At 68.8% G+C, this 15010-nt stretch carries 17 protein-coding genes and 5 tRNA genes; 6 read left to right on the top strand and 16 right to left on the bottom strand.

Annotated features, from left to right (window positions below; translation table 11 throughout):
* Positions 1–164 precede the first annotated feature (164 nt).
* Both ACFYXF_RS32785 and ACFYXF_RS32780 read left to right on the top strand, forming a co-directional pair.
* Positions 165–398, top strand: a complete 234-nt coding sequence (locus tag ACFYXF_RS32785; protein WP_003997603.1) for an Lrp/AsnC family transcriptional regulator — start codon at positions 165–167, stop codon at positions 396–398.
* 14 nt (positions 399–412) lie between these two features.
* Positions 413–922 carry a DUF3515 domain-containing protein gene (locus tag ACFYXF_RS32780; RefSeq protein WP_389355148.1) on the top strand — a complete coding sequence of 170 codons (510 nt, stop codon included), beginning with the start codon at positions 413–415 and terminating at the stop codon, positions 920–922.
* A gap of 111 nt (positions 923–1033) precedes the next feature.
* On the opposite strand, the gene ACFYXF_RS32775 is transcribed toward ACFYXF_RS32780, so the two are convergent.
* Genes ACFYXF_RS32775 through ACFYXF_RS32765 form a run of 3 tightly spaced genes read right to left on the bottom strand, consistent with a single transcriptional unit; the run spans position 1034 to position 4088 of the window.
* Entirely contained in the window at positions 1034–2191 is a 1158-nt protein-coding gene (locus tag ACFYXF_RS32775; protein ID WP_389355146.1) for a D-alanine--D-alanine ligase family protein, read from the bottom strand.
* A 59-nt stretch (positions 2192–2250) separates the two neighbouring features.
* Complete coding sequence (locus tag ACFYXF_RS32770) at positions 2251–3261, bottom strand: NAD(P)H-dependent glycerol-3-phosphate dehydrogenase (protein WP_389355145.1); 1011 nt, start codon at positions 3259–3261, stop codon at positions 2251–2253.
* Positions 3258–4088 carry a lysophospholipid acyltransferase family protein gene (locus ACFYXF_RS32765; protein WP_389355143.1) on the bottom strand — a complete coding sequence of 277 codons (831 nt, stop codon included), beginning with the start codon at positions 4086–4088 and terminating at the stop codon, positions 3258–3260. The genes ACFYXF_RS32770 and ACFYXF_RS32765 overlap by 4 nt, the downstream gene beginning before the upstream one ends.
* 215 nt (positions 4089–4303) lie before the next feature.
* Here ACFYXF_RS32765 and cofC point away from each other — a divergent pair, with 215 nt between their 5' ends.
* Positions 4304–4942 (top strand): 2-phospho-L-lactate guanylyltransferase, encoded by a 639-nt coding sequence (cofC, locus tag ACFYXF_RS32760; RefSeq protein WP_389355141.1) that lies wholly within the window; start codon positions 4304–4306, stop codon positions 4940–4942.
* Between the two features lie 9 nt (positions 4943–4951).
* Positions 4952–5164, top strand: coding sequence for a hypothetical protein (locus ACFYXF_RS32755; RefSeq protein ID WP_389355140.1), 213 nt, complete (start codon positions 4952–4954; stop codon positions 5162–5164).
* A 162-nt stretch (positions 5165–5326) separates the two neighbouring features.
* Here the strand turns inward: ACFYXF_RS32755 and ACFYXF_RS32750 are convergent, their stop codons facing one another.
* The 4 genes from ACFYXF_RS32750 to leuC form a co-directional block, all read right to left on the bottom strand.
* A complete protein-coding gene (locus ACFYXF_RS32750; protein WP_389355139.1) occupies positions 5327–5965 on the bottom strand; it encodes an HU family DNA-binding protein in 639 nt (212 codons plus the stop codon).
* Between the two features lie 138 nt (positions 5966–6103).
* On the bottom strand, positions 6104–6334 hold the full coding sequence (locus ACFYXF_RS32745) for a hypothetical protein (protein WP_369037144.1): 231 nt from the start codon (positions 6332–6334) through the stop codon (positions 6104–6106).
* A gap of 266 nt (positions 6335–6600) precedes the next feature.
* Positions 6601–7194: a 3-isopropylmalate dehydratase small subunit gene (gene leuD / locus ACFYXF_RS32740; protein ID WP_235474596.1), complete on the bottom strand. Its 594-nt coding sequence runs from the start codon at positions 7192–7194 to the stop codon at positions 6601–6603.
* Positions 7195–7200: 6 nt separating this feature from the next.
* Positions 7201–8631: a 3-isopropylmalate dehydratase large subunit gene (leuC, locus tag ACFYXF_RS32735; RefSeq protein WP_369037142.1), complete on the bottom strand. Its 1431-nt coding sequence runs from the start codon at positions 8629–8631 to the stop codon at positions 7201–7203.
* A gap of 195 nt (positions 8632–8826) precedes the next feature.
* Here leuC and ndgR point away from each other — a divergent pair, with 195 nt between their 5' ends.
* Complete coding sequence (gene ndgR, locus ACFYXF_RS32730; protein WP_210588063.1) at positions 8827–9543, top strand: IclR family transcriptional regulator NdgR; 717 nt, start codon at positions 8827–8829, stop codon at positions 9541–9543.
* A gap of 151 nt (positions 9544–9694) precedes the next feature.
* On the opposite strand, the gene ACFYXF_RS32725 is transcribed toward ndgR, so the two are convergent.
* Positions 9695–10195, bottom strand: a complete 501-nt coding sequence (locus ACFYXF_RS32725) for a DUF4188 domain-containing protein (RefSeq protein WP_389355136.1) — start codon at positions 10193–10195, stop codon at positions 9695–9697.
* A 99-nt stretch (positions 10196–10294) separates the two neighbouring features.
* Between ACFYXF_RS32725 and ACFYXF_RS32720 the strand changes: the two genes are divergently transcribed.
* The gene (locus ACFYXF_RS32720; RefSeq protein WP_389355135.1) at positions 10295–10936 is read left to right on the top strand and encodes a MerR family transcriptional regulator; all 642 of its coding nucleotides are present in this window, start codon (positions 10295–10297) and stop codon (positions 10934–10936) included.
* A 56-nt stretch (positions 10937–10992) separates the two neighbouring features.
* Here the strand turns inward: ACFYXF_RS32720 and ACFYXF_RS32715 are convergent.
* The 8 genes from ACFYXF_RS32715 to ACFYXF_RS32680 form a co-directional block, all read right to left on the bottom strand.
* Positions 10993–11065, bottom strand: a tRNA-Glu gene (locus ACFYXF_RS32715).
* A 44-nt stretch (positions 11066–11109) separates the two neighbouring features.
* Positions 11110–11181: transfer RNA gene (locus ACFYXF_RS32710), tRNA-Gln, on the bottom strand.
* A gap of 20 nt (positions 11182–11201) precedes the next feature.
* Positions 11202–11274, bottom strand: a tRNA-Glu gene (locus ACFYXF_RS32705).
* A gap of 62 nt (positions 11275–11336) precedes the next feature.
* A tRNA-Glu gene (locus ACFYXF_RS32700) sits at positions 11337–11409 on the bottom strand.
* 48 nt (positions 11410–11457) lie between these two features.
* Positions 11458–11529: transfer RNA gene (locus tag ACFYXF_RS32695), tRNA-Gln, on the bottom strand.
* 91 nt (positions 11530–11620) lie between these two features.
* Positions 11621–12352 carry an HAD family hydrolase gene (locus tag ACFYXF_RS32690; protein ID WP_389355133.1) on the bottom strand — a complete coding sequence of 244 codons (732 nt, stop codon included), beginning with the start codon at positions 12350–12352 and terminating at the stop codon, positions 11621–11623.
* A gap of 310 nt (positions 12353–12662) precedes the next feature.
* Positions 12663–14147, bottom strand: coding sequence for a glutamate--tRNA ligase (gene gltX / locus ACFYXF_RS32685; RefSeq protein ID WP_389355132.1), 1485 nt, complete (start codon positions 14145–14147; stop codon positions 12663–12665).
* Entirely contained in the window at positions 14140–14916 is a 777-nt protein-coding gene (locus ACFYXF_RS32680) for a fumarylacetoacetate hydrolase family protein (protein WP_389355130.1), read from the bottom strand. Before ACFYXF_RS32680 ends, gltX begins: the two co-directional genes overlap by 8 nt.
* Positions 14917–15010 lie beyond the last annotated feature (94 nt).

The following is a 15010-nucleotide window of genomic DNA, read 5'->3' as shown; positions in this document are numbered from 1 at the left end:
GGCCCCGTCGGCCTCGGTACGGTCGAGGTGGCCGTCAACCTGTGCTTCGTGCGCACCCCGGCGCGGGTGCCCCGGCCGCCGCGGGTCTCCCCCTGGCGCGCGGCGACGCGATACCGTGGCGTTCCTTTTCCCCACATGATCCTCGTGGCCGCCCTGGAGGTTCCGTGGTACAGGCGTACATCCTGATCCAGACGGAGGTCGGCAAAGCGTCGACCGTCGCCGAGACGATCAGCAAGATCCCGGGGGTGATCCAGGCCGAGGACGTGACAGGACCGTACGACGTGATTGTGCGCGCCCAGGCCGACACAGTGGACGACCTCGGCCGCATGGTGGTCGCGAAGGTCCAGCAAGTGGACGGCATCACCCGCACCCTGACCTGCCCGGTGGTGCACTTGTAGCCCCCGTCTACCCTGTGCCGGTGCACTTCTTCTTCCGTCACCGGCCGCTCGCTCTGCCCGTGCTCGCCCTGATGATCGTCGTCACGGGCTGCTCCTCAGCAGACGACAGTGCCTCGGTCACGGTTCCCGAGCCGGACGGGAAGGCGATGAAGCTGTGCCGGAACCTGGACAAGGCGCTGCCGGCGAAGGTGGACGGTCTTGACCGGGACGACCCCGAGCCCCGGTCCGCACTGACCGCGGGCTGGGGCAGCCCGGCGATCATACTGCGCTGCGGTGTCGTGAGGCCGCCCAAGATGACGGACCCCAAGGTCGCCCTGGGGTCCGATCCGGAGGCGGTCGGTGGTGAGGTGAACGGGGTCGGGTGGCTGATGGAGAAGCGGGACGACGGGTCGTCCCGGTTCACCACTTCCTCGCGGCTTGCCTATGTCGAGGTGACTGTTCCGTCGGGGCGGGACACGTCGGGGGTGTTGGTCGATCTGGCTGCCGCCATTAAGAAGACGGTTCCTGTGGGGATTGCCAACTAGGCGCCGTCTTTGACCTGTTGCGTTGTTGAGTGCCGGTTCGTTGTGGCTGGTCGCGCCCACGCGGCGGAGCCGCAAATCAGATACAGCCCCGCGCCCCTTTGGGGCGCTCCTCTACCTCAGGCCTGTTGAGCGGCGCAGGGCTGCCTGCACTAGCCGGTCCACGAGCTCCGGGTAGTCCACGCCCGTCTCCTGCCACATCCTCGGGTACATGGAGATCGGGGTGAAGCCCGGCATCGTGTTGATCTCGTTGATGACGAACTCGCCGTCCTCCGTGAGGAAGAAGTCCGCGCGGACCAGGCCCTCGCAGGAGGCCGCGTCGAAGGCCTCCACCGCCAGGCGGCGGACCTCCGCGGTCTGGTCCTCGGTGAGGGGGGCGGGGACGATTCCGTCGGCCGAGTCGATGTACTTGGCCTCGAAGTCGTAGAAGGCGTGCGACTGGACGGGCGGGATCTCGGCGGGTACGGAGGCACGCGGGCCGTCCTCGAACTCCAGCACCCCGCACTCGATCTCGCGCCCGACCAGCGCGGCCTCCACGATGATCTTCGGGTCGTGGCGCTGGGCCTCCGCGATCGCCTCGTCGAGGCCGCCCAGTTCGTCGACCTTGGTGATGCCGAACGACGATCCCGCGCGCGCGGGCTTCACGAACAGCGGCCAGCCGTGCTCGCCGGCGAAGTCGATGATCTTCTTGCGGGCGGCCGACTCGTCGCGCTCCCACTCACGCGGCCGGATCACCACGTACGGGCCGACCTTGAGGCCGAACGACGTGAACACCCGCTTCATGTACTCCTTGTCCTGGCCGACGGCCGAGGCGAGCACGCCCGCGCCGACGTACGGGACACCGGAGAGTTCCAGCAGGCCCTGGAGGGTGCCGTCCTCGCCGTACGGGCCGTGCAGCACCGGGAAGACGACGTCCACCTCGCCGAGGGCCTTGGGCACCGATCCCGGTTCGCTGTAGACGACTTCGCGGTTCGAGGGATCGACGGGGAGGACTACTCCGCCCTCCCTCGACTCGGCCAGCTGGTCGACGTTCGGCGCCTTGCGGTCGACGATCGCCATGCGCTCCGGTTCGTCCGCGGTGAGCGCCCAGCGACCGTCCTGGGTGATGCCGATCGGCAGGACGTCGTACTTCGTCCGGTCGATGGCACGCAGCACGGCGCCGGCGGTGACCACGGAGATCCCGTGTTCGGAGCTGCGACCGCCGAAGACGACGGCCACGCGCGGCTTGCGGGACGGCTGCCCGGGGCTCTGGGGGAGGTTCTCGGTGCTCATATCGGGTTGAGGGTACCCGGTGGCAGTGCGCTGAGTCAGCGCCCGCAGACCCCTGTTGCTCAGCGTCGTTCCGGCTTGGCGCTGCGCGACATCAGTTCCTTGAGGGCCACCACGGGCGGCTTGCCCTCGTGCACGATGCCGACGACCGTCTCCGTGATCGGCATGTCGACACCGTGCCTGCGGGCCAGATCCAGCACGCTCTCACAGGACTTGACGCCCTCGGCGGTCTGCTTGGTGACCGCGATGGTCTCCTGCAGGGTCATCCCCTTGCCGAGGTTGGTGCCGAAGGTGTGGTTGCGGGAGAGCGGCGAGGAGCAGGTCGCCACCAGGTCGCCCAGGCCCGCGAGTCCGGCGAAGGTCATCGGGTCGGCGCCCATCGCGAGGCCGAGGCGCGCCGTCTCGGCGAGGCCGCGCGTGATGAGCGAGCCCTTCGTGTTGTCGCCGAGGCCCATGCCGTCGGCGATGCCGACGGCAAGACCGATCACGTTCTTGACCGCGCCACCCAGTTCGCAGCCGACGACGTCGGTGTTGGTGTACGGGCGGAAGTACGGGGTGTGGCAGACGGTCTGGAGGCGCTGGGCCACGGCGTCGTCCGTACAGGCGACCACGGCGGCGGCCGGCATCCGGGCGGCGATCTCCCGCGCGAGGTTGGGTCCTGTGACGACCGCGATGCGGTCCTGGCCCACCTTCGCCACGTCCTCGATGACCTCGCTCATCCGCATCGCGGAGCCGAGTTCGATGCCCTTCATGAGGGAGACGAGGACCGTGTCGGGGGCGAGCAGGGGCGTCCACTCGGCGAGGTTCCCGCGCAGGGTCTGCGAGGGGATGCTGAGTATCGTGAAGTCGGCGTCACGGGCGGCTTCCGCGGGGTCCGTGGTGGCCCTCAGGTTCTCCGGCAGTTCGACGCCCGGGAAGTAGTCCGGGTTCGTCCGCGTGGAGTTGATCGCCTCGGCGAGTTCCGGGCGGCGGGCCCACAGGGTCACCTCGCAGCCGGCGTCGGCGAGCACCATGCCGAAGGCGGTCCCCCACGATCCCGCGCTGAACACCGCCGCCTTGACCGGCTCGCTCACTTGCCCTGCCCCTCTTCCTGAACTTCCCGTGCCTGTGCTGCTTCTCGTACCGCGTTCAAGGCGTCCCGTGCCTCCTGCGCGTCCCGTGCCTCTTCCGCGGCTGTGCGGCGGCGCTGCTCGATCCGCTCCTGGCGCGGGTCGTACGGCGTCTTCGGCGCCTTCTCGCCGCGGATGTCCTCCAGCTGGCGGGTGATGGCGGCCATGATGACCTCCGTCGCCTCCTTCAGGAGGTCGGGGCTCATCTCCCGGTCGTAGAACCGCGTGAGGTCCACGGGCGGGCCCGCGAGGACGTGGTGGGTCTTGCGCGGAAGGACGTTGAGCTTTCCGGCGTACGGCGGCAGCAGTTCGTTCGCGCCCCACTGGGCCACCGGGATCACCGGGCACTTGGTCTGCAGGGCGACCCTGGCGGCGCCGGTCTTGCCGGTCATGGGCCACTGGTCCGGGTCGCGGGTGATGGTGCCCTCGGGATAGAAGACGACGCACTCACCGCGCTCCACGGCGTCGATCGCGGCGCGGAAGGCGCTCAGCGCGTCGGTGGTCTCGCGGTAGACGGGGATCTGTCCGGTGCCACGCATCATGGTGCCGACGAATCCCTTCTTGAAAAGCGCGCTCTTCGCCAGAAAACGCGGAACACGGCCGCTGTTGTACTGGTAGTGCGCGTAGGCGAAGGGATCGGCATGGGAATTGTGGTTCACCGCGGTGATAAATCCACCAGCCGCCGGAATGTTCTCCGATCCGCGCCAGTCCCGCTTGATCAGAACCACCAGCGGCGGTTTGCAGATGACCGCTGCAAGGCGGTACCAGAAGCCGATTCTGCGGCGGGGCACGCGGACACCTTCCTCTAGGGCCTGGGCCAGGACCTCCGGCCGGTTGACCTGGGGGCCGCACAAGTGTCGCCCCAGGCTTCCGGTCTGTCGAGAACACCGTACGCCCCGGCACCGACACCGCCGGATGGGCTTTGATGACAGCCAGGTGACAATGGTTGCGACCGGGAGAGCGCCGGGTGAGCAGCCGGGGTGGCCGAGGGAGGTACGGAACGCTCGTGCAGTGGACAGTGGTCATACCCCTCAAGCCCCTGGCGCGGGCCAAGAGCAGGCTCGCGGACACCGCCCACGACGGGCTCCGCCCCGGTCTCGCCCTGGCCTTCGCCCAGGACACGGTGGCAGCGGTGCTCGCCTGCGCGGCGGTCCGCGATGTGGCGGTCGTCACGGACGACGCCCTCGCCGCCCGCGAGCTGGCCGCGCTGGGCGCCGCGATCGTCCCCGACGAGCCCCTGGGCGGCCTGAACGCCGCTCTGGCGCACGGAGCGGCCACCGTACGGACAATCCGCCCCGACAGCCCCGTAGCGGCCCTGAACGCCGATCTGCCGGCCCTGCGCCCCCTGGAACTGGCCCGGGTCCTGGATGCCGCCGCCGAATTCCCGCGAGCTTTCCTCGCGGACGCGGCCACCGTCGGCACCACTCTGCTGACCGCCGGAACCGGTCAGGAATTGTCTCCGCATTTCGGCCCGCATTCCCGGCTCCGCCATCGCGACTCGGGCGCCATGGAAATCGGACTCACAACAGTGAATTCCGTACGCCAGGACGTGGACACCGGCGACGACCTGCGGGCGGCGCTCGCCCTGGGAGTCGGGCCACGGACGGCGGCCGTGGTCGAGGGACTGCTGATCGCGGGCCAGTAGGCTGCCGCCATGCAGGCGACCGCGTACACGTACGACGCCGAGACGCGCAGCGGCAGTGTGCTGCTCGACGACGGCACCCCCGTCCCCTTCGACGCACCGGCGTTCGACGCGGGCGGACTGAGGCTGCTGCGCCCCGGACAGCGGGTGCGCATCGAGACCGAGGGAGCGACAGGGGCCGCGGGCGGCCTCCGGATCACGCTGGTCACCCTGCAGACCTTCTGACGGACCTGGCCGAAGTCGGGCGCGCGCAGCGCCCCGACAGGGGCGCGGGGAACTGCGCGACCAGCCCCCACCGGGCCCGCAGCAAGAAATGAACCGAACACGCCGCGGGCCGGACTCCCTGGGGGAGTCCGGCCCGTCGCGTGAGTGCCCTCGCGCCCCGATTTACTTGCGGGCGGTGGCCTTCTTGGCGGTGGTGGTGCGAGCCGCCGTCTTACGGGCGGGGGCCTTCTTGGCCGTCGCCTTCTTGGCCGGGGCCTTCTTCGCGGCGGTCTTCTTCGCCGTGGCCGTCGTCTTCTTGGCCGCCGCGGACTTCGCGGTGGTCTTCTTGGCCGTGGTCTTCTTCGCCGTGGCCGTCGTCTTCTTGGCCGGCGCGGCCTTCTTGGCGACGGTCTTCCTGGCCGCCGTCGCGCGCTTGGCGGTCGCGGTCTTCTTCGCCGCGGCCTTCTTGACCGTTGCGGCAGCACCGCCGGTCAGGCTGCCCTTGGGCGCCTTCTTGACCGCGACCTCGCCACCGCGCGGGAGCTTCTTCGAGCCGCTCACCAGGTCCTTGAAGCCCTGGCCCGCACGGAAGCGGGGGACGGAGGTCTTCTTGACCCGAACCCGCTCACCCGTCTGCGGGTTGCGGGCGTAACGGGCCGGACGGTCGACCTTCTCGAAGGAACCGAAGCCGGTGACCGACACCCGGTCCCCGCTGACCGTCGCGCGGACGATGGCGTCCAGGACCGCGTCGACCGCCTCGGCGGCCTGCTGACGGCCACCGACCTTGTCCGCAATGGCTTCTACGAGCTGCGCCTTGTTCACGTCTTCCCCTTCGGAGACATTGCCAGAACGAAAGTGTTCAAGCTTTTTCGCACGTTAGGCAGATATATACCGCAAATCAAACACGAAACGGGCTAATCACCCTTGTGCCGCAACGAACTCGGGCTGTCACGGAGTTCCTCAGCGGTCCTCGTCGGGGAATCGACCCTCGTCGAGGTCCGCCGTGAAGCGTTCCAGCCGCCTTGTCGCGTCGGCGAGATCGTGCTTGGCCGCGGCCGTAATGACCAGCAGCTTCCGGGTCAGCGCCATCCGTACGCCCTCCGGGACTTGCAGTGCGCGCACTCTTGTGTGCGCTTCCTTGAGTTGGGCCGCGACCGCCGTGTAGAGCTCGAGTTGGCCGTCGTGTTCCATGCACAGATTGTGCCATCTGGGGCGAGTTGTCGCCTGCTCAGGGGGCAACTGCCGCCTCAAACGGCCTTCCGCGCCGGCTTCGGAACCGCGGTGTCAAGAGCCGGGTACCCAATCAACACCCTTTCTAACATGGGGAGTTGAGGGGACACAGGAGGGCACGCGAGGGGGTCCGGGGGCAGAAACAGCTGTACCCCCAATCGTGGCGATCGGGGGTACAGACGGGGTGTTGCGGTGGCCGAAACCCTACTTGCGAAGGGCCGTCCGGCTCAGACCTTGAGCGTCCACGGCTTGTGCGAGGGCCGCTTCGCCTCGTACGAGACGATCTGGTCCTCGTTCTGCAGGGTGATGGAGATGTCGTCCAGCCCGTTCAGCAGCCGCCAACGGGCGTTCTCGTCGAGTTCGAAGGCGGCGGTGATGCCCTCGGCGCGCACCTCGCGGGCCTCCAGGTCGACCGTGATCTCGGCCTGCGGGTCGTTCTCCGTCAGCTCCTGGAGCGCGTCCACGATCTTCTGCTCCAGAACCACCGTGAGCAGGCCGTTCTTGAGCGAGTTGCCACGGAAGATGTCGGCGAAGCGCGACGAGATGACGGTCTTGAAGCCGTAGTTCTGCAGCGCCCAGACCGCGTGCTCGCGCGAGGAGCCCGTACCGAAGTCGGGACCGGCGACCAGGACCGTCGCGCCCTTGCGCTCGGGCCGGTTGAGGATGAAGTTCTCGTCCTTGCGCCAGGCCTCGAACAGCCCGTCCTCGAACCCGTCCCGCGTGACCTTCTTGAGCCAGTGAGCAGGGATGATCTGGTCGGTGTCGACGTTGCTGCGGCGCAGCGGGACGGCCCGGCCGGTGTGCGTGGTGAATGCTTCCATGGCTGATCAGACTCCAGCGGGCGTACGGGTGTCGGCGTCGGACAGGTCGGCCGGGGAGGCCAGGTGGCCCAGTACGGCCGTCGCGGCGGCGACCTGCGGCGACACCAGGTGCGTACGGCCGCCCTTGCCCTGCCTGCCCTCGAAGTTGCGGTTGGAGGTGGACGCGGAGCGCTCACCGGGGGCCAGCTGGTCGGGGTTCATGCCCAGACACATCGAGCAGCCCGCGTGCCGCCATTCGGCGCCGGCCTCCTTGAAGACCAGGTCCAGGCCCTCGGAGACGGCCTGCAGACCGACCCGCACCGAACCGGGGACGACCAGCATCCGTACGCCGTCGGCGACTTTGCGGCCCTCGACGATCTCGGCGGCGGCGCGCAGGTCCTCGATGCGGCCGTTGGTGCACGAACCTACGAAGACGGTGTCCACCTTGATGGAGCGCAGCGACTGTCCGGCCTCCAACCCCATGTATTCCAGGGCCTTTTCGGCGGCGAGGCGCTCCGAAGCGTCTTCGTACGAAGCGGGGTCGGGGACGGACGCCGAAAGCGGCGCACCCTGGCCGGGGTTGGTGCCCCAGGTGACGAACGGCGCGAGCGAGGCACCGTCGATGACGACCTCGGCGTCGAATTCCGCGTCGTCGTCGGTGCGCAGCGTCTTCCAGTACTCGACGGCCGCGTCCCAGTCGGCACCCTCGGGCGCGTGCGGGCGTCCCTTGAGGTACTCGAAGGTGGTCTCGTCCGGAGCGATCATTCCGGCCCGGGCCCCGGCCTCGATCGACATGTTGCAGATGGTCATCCGGGCCTCCATCGAGAGCTTCTCGATGGCGGAGCCGCGGTACTCCAGGATGTAGCCCTGGCCGCCGCCCGTGCCGATCTTCGCGATGATGGCGAGGATCAGGTCCTTGGCGGTGACGCCGTCGGGCAGTTCGCCGTCGACCGTGATGGCCATGGTCCTGGGGCGGGCCAGCGGCAGCGTCTGGGTGGCCAGCACATGCTCGACCTGCGAGGTGCCGATGCCGAACGCCAGCGCGCCGAAGGCGCCGTGCGTGGAGGTGTGGGAGTCGCCGCAGACGACGGTGGTGCCCGGCTGGGTCAGTCCCAGCTGCGGTCCCACCACGTGGACGACGCCCTGCTCGACGTCGCCCAGCGGGTGCAGCCGCACACCGAAGTCGGCGCAGTTCTTGCGCAGCGTCTCCAGCTGGACCCGGGAGACCGGGTCGGCGATGGGCTTGTCGATGTCGAGGGTCGGGGTGTTGTGGTCCTCGGTCGCGATGGTGAGGTCGAGGCGCCGCACCTTACGGCCGTTCTGGCGCAGACCGTCGAAGGCCTGCGGGCTGGTCACCTCGTGCAGCAGGTGCAGATCAATGAAAAGGAGGTCGGGCTCGCCCTCGGCGCGCCGGACGACATGGTCGTCCCAGACCTTCTCCGCGAGTGTCCTACCCATCGCTTTCCCTCCAGGCCGGTCCGTACGGGCGCCGGCCCAACTAGATAGAGATCTTGTGGAGGCGACCGCCCATACCCCTCGTCCGGACATCCGCCACCGGGCCCGTTGGTCGGCGGGCCGCTGTGTCTTCCAGAGTGGCGCGTTCCACCGGAAAATGAACTTGCGTTTCACAGAGTGAGACGCGAGTATCGTTTCATGGACAACAGTAGCGGCGTCGGCGTTCTGGACAAGGCAGCCCTTGTCCTGAGCGCTCTGGAGTCCGGTCCGGCCACCCTCGCGGGTCTGGTCGCGGCGACCGGACTCGCACGACCCACGGCACATCGCCTCGCCGTGGCCTTGGAACACCACCGTATGGTGGCGCGCGACATGCAGGGCCGTTTCATTCTCGGCCCCCGCCTGGCAGAACTGGCGGCGGCGGCGGGCGAGGACCGCCTGCTGGCCACGGCCGGCCCCGTGCTCACCCACCTCCGCGATCTCACGGGCGAGAGCGCGCAGCTCTACCGCCGCCAGGGCGACATGCGCATCTGCGTCGCCGCGGCCGAGCGCCTCTCGGGCCTGAGGGACACGGTCCCGGTCGGCTCGACGCTCACGATGAAGGCGGGCTCGTCGGCCCAGATCCTGATGGCGTGGGAGGAGCCGGAGCGCCTGCACCGCGGCCTCCAGGGCGCCCGCTTCACGGCGACAGCGCTGTCGGGCGTACGACGCCGGGGCTGGGCCCAGTCCATCGGCGAACGCGAACCGGGCGTCGCCTCGGTCTCGGCCCCCGTCCGCGGCCCGTCGAACCGCGTGGTGGCCGCCGTCTCGGTCTCGGGCCCCATCGAACGCCTGACCCGCCACCCCGGCCGCATGCACGCCCAGGCGGTAATCGACGCGGCAGCCCGCTTGTCGGAGGCCCTGCGCCGCACGGGCTGAGCGAGGGTACGACCGTCAGAGAGGGTCGGCCTCAACGCCGCGGCAGACCTTCGCTGACAATCACCCTGAGGCGCACCCACCTGCTTTTAGGGGCGCGGGGAACTGCGCGACCAGCCACAACGCACCCGCACCCGCCCCACAACAGAACCCCCTACGGCGCCGACCGATAAGCGAACCGCTCCTTACCGGACCGCCCCCGCCGCTCCACCGGCAACACCCCATGCGCCGCACTCAGCCCAAACGCCGGCATGTCCGAGTAGATCGACTCGTAAGCCCCCTCAGGCACGACATACGTCTCGTGCCACAACCCCACATGCTGCCGAACCTTCCCCTCCCGCTCCTTGCGGTTGAGGGCGCCCCACGCCTTGCGATGGAACATGTCGGCCGCCGAGGCGTACGCGTACAGCTTCTCCTTGGACTCCCAGTACTGGACGACGTAGTACGTCCGCGGCGACGCCGTCAGCAGGACATGCCCCAGCAGCCCGCGCGACGGATCCCTCGCCAGCTCCCGCAGCATCCGCGGCATCGCCGAGAGCACCGGGAACCAGTGGTGCACGGCCCAGAAGTGGTTGATGCGCATCCCGATGAGCAGAACGACGACATCCCCTTCGGCAGCCGCAGTCGTACGGCCCGCGTTGGGCTTCGCGAACATGACGCCTCCCCCTGAGGGACGGTGAGCCCCATTGGCTAGCGGCGCTATCCGACCACCGCGTGCTTGGATCGTGCCGTTGTCCGAGGAAAGGCGCAAGGGATGCGGCTGGCGGAGTTGAGCGAGCGCAGCGGTGTGTCCACCGCGACCATCAAGTACTACCTGCGCGAAGGCCTGTTGGCGCCCGGACGGCAGATCAACACGACGACCGCGGAGTACGACGAGGACCATCTGCGCCGGCTGCGTCTGGTGCGTGCGCTGATCCAGGTGGGCCGCATCCCCGTCGCCACCGCTCGTGAGGTGCTCGGCCATGTGGACGACGAGTCCCTGGGCCGTACGATCCGTCTGGGCGCGGCCCTGTGGGCGTTGCCGCAGGGCACCGAGCCGGACGAGGCGGACCCGGCCGTGGTCGCCGCCCGCCGGGAGGTCGACCGGCTGCTGACGAACCTCGGCTGGGAGACCGCGCGTGAGCTGAGCGCCCTCTCCCCCGTGCACCGCTCGCTGGTGGTGGCGGTGGCCGCGCTGATCCGGCTGGGCTATCCCTGGGACGCCGAACTGATGGCGCCGTACGCGGAGTTGATGCACCAGGTGGCGGGACGGGACCTGGACTATCTGGAGACGCACGCGTCGGACGCGGAGCGGGTGGAGACGGCGGTCGCGTCGGCCGTGCTCTTCGAGCCGGTGCTCCAGGCGCTGCACCGGCTGGCCCAGGAGGAGGAGTCGGCGCGGCGGTACGGGCTGTAGGCAGGGGAAATGCGGAGTGGCCCCCCGCCGAAGCGGGGGGCCACTCTGCACTGACGTACCCCCGACCGGATTCGAACCGGCGCTACTGCCGTGAGAGGGCAGCGTGCTAGGCCGCTACACAACGGGGGCGAGGATCTTACGAGCGGTTGAAACTGCACCGCCGTAGATCCGAGCTGGTCTACCTGGACTCGAACCAAGAATGACGGTACCAGAAACCGTAGTGTTGCCAATTACACCATAGACCAAGGCAATTCAAGGTAAAGCGTACCCCCGACCGGATTCGAACCGGCGCTACTGCCGTGAGAGGGCAGCGTGCTAGGCCGCTACACAACGGGGGCCCTAGCGATCCTGCATGAGAGTCAGCGGGTGCGACCCTGACTGACCCTCCGGGAAGGATCTGTACCCCCGACCGGATTCGAACCGGCGCTACTGCCGTGAGAGGGCAGCGTGCTAGGCCGCTACACAACGGGGGCCTCTGTGGAAATGATCTCCACGGGTGCAGATTTGAAGCAATCTGCGAGCTGGCCTACCTGGACTCGAACCAAGACTAACTGAACCAGAATCAGTCGTGCTGCCAATTACACCATAGGCCACTGGAACGCAAGTCCCTGCGGAACTTTTGTTCTAGCTTGCGCCTCCGGTTCCCGACCTTTCGGCCCGCTGTCCGGCGGCGCAGGAAGAACATTACCCGAAGGTGGACGGCGCTCCAAAACGGGTATCGACGCCGAGGAGCGCGGGGAGTTCGGCGAGCGAGGCGATCCGGTGCGGGCCCTCGGGGGCCTGCTCCGCGCCGACGAGGCCGTCGCGGTCGATCCACACGGACAGCATTCCGGCGTCGACGGCACCCCGTCCGTCGATCTCCGGGTGGTCGCCGACATACGCCACCTGTTCCGGAGGCAGGTCCAGGGCGGCGCAGGCCGCGTGGAAGGCCTGGGCGTCCGGTTTGTGGACGCCCAGCTCGGCCGCGCACAGGACGGACTCGAACCGGTCACGGACGCCGAGCGCGCGCAGCTTGCGGTCCTGTACGCGGATGCTGGAGTTGGAGAGCACCCCGTGCCGGTGGCTGGCGGCGAGGAGGTCGAGGACGGGCAGCACGTCCGGGAAGAGCGCCCAGGCGGCTTCGTAATGCCCGATGTAGCGGTCGAACCAGGCATCGGCCTCGGGGTCGGTCAGCTCCTCACCCAGGAACATCCGCACCCGCTCCCGGCGCTGCCCCCGGAAGTCGGTCTCCCCCGCCGCGAACCGAGCCCACTGCCGGTCGGTGACCTCCCGCCAGCGCACAAGTGCCTGCTCGACGGTCGCGTAGGCGTCGAGCAGCCCCTCGGCCACGAGCTGCTCCCGCATACCGGCGCGATCCGCGGTGGTGTAGTCAAAGATCGTGTCGTCGATGTCCCAGACCACAGCACGGATCGTCATGCCACCGACGGTATCGCGGGCTGGCGCAGTGAGTGCATGAGCGAGCACCGAGTCCAGTTCACTGTCGCGCGACCCGTTCCGCAAGGCTGCGACAGCGCCACTCGGCCCCGACGAACATCTGCGGAAGACCTACGTGACCCCCGGCATGATGCTGGAGTACATGGTCGCGGGGGCCATCATGGTCATCGTCGTACTGGAGATCTTCGACGAGTTCACGTACCTGATCGACGAGAACGACGCGGTGTGAACCGCACGTTCGAGGGGCGGCACCCGGAAGTTCCGGGTGCCGCCCCTCACGTATGCGTGGGTGTTACGCCGCCAGCCTCGCCAGTGCCGCGTCGATCCGGGCCAGCGTCTTCTCCTTGCCCAGGACTTCCAGGGACTCGAAGAGCGGCAGGCCGATCGTGCGGCCGGTGACGGCCACCCGGACCGGGGCCTGGGCCTTGCCGAGCTTGAGGCCGTGGGCCTCGCCGGCGGCCAGGACGGCCTCCTTGAGGGACTCCGCCGACGTCCAGTCGGCCGACTCCAGCTTCCCGCGAGCCGTGCGGAGCAGCGCGTCGCTGCCCTCCTTCATCGACTTCGTCCAGGACGCCTCGTCCGACGCCGGCTCCGGCAGGAACAGGAAGTCGACGTTGTCCGTGATCTCCGAGAGAACCTTGAGGCGGGTCTGGGCGTGCGGGGCGATCGCCTGCCACTTCGCCTCGTCGAAGTCCTCCGGCGACCAGGGCGCGAAGGGCGCCTGGAGCCAGGGTGCGCAGCGCTCGGTGAAGTCCTTCACGTCCAGCAGCCGGATGTGGTCGGCGTTGATCGCCTCGCACTTCTTCAGGTCGAAGCGGGCCGGGTTGGGGTTCACGTCCGACACGTCGAAGGCGGCGACCATCTCGTCGATCGAGAAGACGTCCTGGTCGGCCGAGAGCGACCAGCCAAGGAGGGAGAGGTAGTTGAGCAGGCCCTCGGGGAGGAAGCCGCGCTCCCGGTATAGGTTCAGGCTCGACTCCGGGTCGCGCTTCGAGAGCTTCTTGTTGCCCTCGCCCATCACGTACGGCAGGTGGCCGAAGGAGGGGATCTGCTTCGCGATGCCCAGCTCGATCAGCGCCTTGTACAGGGCGACCTGGCGTGGGGTCGACGACAGCAGGTCCTCGCCTCGCAGGACGTGCGTGATCTCCATCAGCGCGTCGTCGACCGGGTTCACGAGGGTGTAGAGCGGGGCGCCGTTGGCTCGTACGATCCCGTAGTCCGGGACGTTCTCCGGCGTGAACGTCAGTTCGCCGCGGACCAGGTCCGTGAAGGTGATCGTCTCGTCGGGCATCCGGAAGCGGACGATGGGCGTGCGGCCCTCGGCGGTGTACGCCGACACCTGCTCGTCGGTCAGGGCGCGGCAGTGGCCGTCGTACCCGGAAGGCCTGCCTGCCGCGCGGGCGGCGTCGCGGCGGGTGTCCAGCTCCTCCGTGGAGCAGTAGCAGTAGTACGCGTGGCCCGCTTCGAGGAGCCTGGCCGCCACGTCCTTGTAGGTGTCCATGCGCTGCGACTGGCGGTACGGCGCGTGCGGGCCGCCGATCTCGGGGCCCTCGTCCCAGTCGAAGCCCAGCCAGCGCAGCGAGGACAGCAGCTGCTCGTACGACTCCTCGGAGTCGCGGGCCGCGTCGGTGTCCTCGATGCGGAAGACGAAGGTGCCGCCGGTGTGGCGGGCGTACGCCCAGTTGAACAGGGCCGTACGGACCAGGCCCACGTGGGGGTTACCGGTGGGCGACGGGCAGAACCGTACTCGGACGGCGGGGGCGGGTGCGCTAGCCACGCTTGACAACCTTGTTGGTGAGAGTGCCGATGCCTTCGATGGTGACGGCGACCTCGTCGCCGACGGTGAGCGGTCCGACGCCTGCCGGGGTGCCCGTGAGGATCACGTCGCCGGGGAGCAGCGTCATGGCCTCGGTGATGTTGACGATCAGGTCCTCGATCGAGTGGATCATCTCGCTGGTGCGGCCGAGTTGGCGCTGCTGGCCGTTGACCGTGAGCTGGATCGTGAGGTCGGAGGGGTCGAGGTCCGTCTCGATCCAGGGGCCGAGGGGGCAGCTGGTGTCGAAGCCCTTCGCCCGTGCCCACTGCTTCTCGCGCTTCTGGACGTCCCGCGCGGTGATGTCGTTGGCGCAGGTGTAGCCGAGGATGACGTCCTTGACGCGCTCACGCGGGACCTCGCGGCACATCCGGCCGATGACCACGGCGAGTTCGGCCTCGTGGTGCAGTTCCTCGGAGAAGGAGGGGTACTGGATGTCGTCGCCGGAGCCGATCACCGAGGTGGACGGCTTGAAGAAGGCGAAGGGGGCGTCGGGGACCTCGTTGCCCAGTTCCCGCGCGTGCTCCGCGTAGTTGCGGCCGTAGGCGACGACCTTGTTGGGGAGCACCGGCGGGAGCAGCCGGACCTTGTCGAGGGGGACCTTCGTGCCGGAGAGTTCGAATTCGGCGAACGGGATGCCCTTGATGATGTCCAGGACTAGTTCGTCCGGCTTGTCGCCCTCGACCGCGCCGAAGGCGACGTTCCCGTCGATGGAGAATCTGGCGATGCGCACGGGATTCCTGCGCCCCTCTGCTGGTCCGGCTGGAGTCTGACGCTCCAGGCTAACGCGCCGCGAGCAGGCGCCTGGCGCAATATGCCGAGGGCGC

Source organism: Streptomyces sp. NPDC002680 (genome assembly GCF_042889145.1).
GTDB classification, from domain to species: domain Bacteria; phylum Actinomycetota; class Actinomycetes; order Streptomycetales; family Streptomycetaceae; genus Streptomyces; species Streptomyces adonidis.
This window is presented reverse-complemented; position numbering and strand designations above follow the sequence as displayed.